The 1,147-nt window shown below is 39.1% G+C and carries 2 protein-coding genes; both read left to right on the top strand.

What is annotated here, in order from left to right; translation table 11 throughout:
* Window positions 1–72: 72 nt before the first annotated feature.
* A complete protein-coding gene (locus tag IYN85_RS25585; protein ID WP_196161820.1) occupies window positions 73–306 on the top strand; it encodes a hypothetical protein in 234 nt (77 codons plus the stop codon).
* A gap of 341 nt (window positions 307–647) precedes the next feature.
* On the top strand, window positions 648–971 hold the full coding sequence (locus tag IYN85_RS25580; RefSeq protein ID WP_196161819.1) for a hypothetical protein: 324 nt from the start codon (window positions 648–650) through the stop codon (window positions 969–971).
* Window positions 972–1,147 lie beyond the last annotated feature (176 nt).

Below are 1,147 nucleotides of genomic sequence, written 5' to 3'. Positions count from 1 at the left end.
GCAGTTTAACGGTTGTTTTCGCATCACGCCTTCGGGTAACGATGCTCTCCAAAACCTAAAGGAATAAACCAAGTGAATATCATTATCCAGATTGCATTGTTATTGTTGATTGCTTGGGCGCTGATAGGTGTCATTGAAGATGTTTGCATTAAGCGACAGTATGACTGGCTAATAGAAAACTATTTCTCTAATAGAATTTTGACGGACCCTTCTGTTATCGCTGCCCTCCAGGATATCAAATCTACTGGCGGGTGTTCAAAATGGGTGTTCCGAAAGAAAATTAGGCAGGCGGTATATGGCGACTAAAACTTGTATAGGAAAAATATGGATAAGCAGTTTGTATACACATTAAGAGCTCTTGTTTTGTTAGCGTTTAGCATCTTAGTGCGTGAATGGTACCTCTACAGCTCCGAACCTGAGTTCAACATTTATTGGATGGGATTCGTAAGCTTCGGAATATTTGTTGGCGCTATCTGGACGTTTACTTTAAAGCCGTCAAAATCAGAACCAAATAGTTAAAGGAAAAACCATGAAATTACCGAACTTTAGTAATCCTCAGTTAGTATGGTTCATTTCCACAACATTAATAGCGCTAGCCGCTACTAGCTATGCATTTTCTAGTTATTTGAAATTGTAGGAAAAATCAAATGAAATCAGCGATAGTACGGAACACCGAAACAGGTAACATGTGGGAGGCTATGGCAGTCAACGCGCTAAATCTAATTCCAGCAAAAAGCCGCTCCATTGACTCAATGCCCACTATCCAACAATTCTTTAAAATTGCGACTGAATCTGGGCACGAGGATTTTCTGTTAAGATTCCCTGGTTATGTAGGACAAGAAAGCCAAATTCCGGAAATTACTCGGCAGCAGGTAGAATTAGTTTTTCTCAAAATCATGTACCTAATCTGTCCTGAGATTAACAGCGAAGTCGCTGAGAAAAAAGCACATTCATTGTGCTGGGAAAGTTAAAGGAAAAATAAGATAGGAAAAAATCCATGGATCTAACGAATGAAGAATTGGACCGTTTGAAAGAGACTATTAAAAAGCTTAATTCAGGCGATGACGGTGTAACGTATTCCCTTGTAGAAATCAAAGGTACTTATTTCATTCACCCAAAATTCCCGTCTGATGAATAGGAAGGAAAA

The organism is Reinekea sp. G2M2-21 (assembly GCF_015687175.1).
Taxonomy (GTDB): Bacteria; Pseudomonadota; Gammaproteobacteria; order Pseudomonadales; family Natronospirillaceae; genus Reinekea.
Note: the sequence above shows the minus strand (reverse complement) of the source record. Positions and strands in the feature narration are given on the sequence as shown.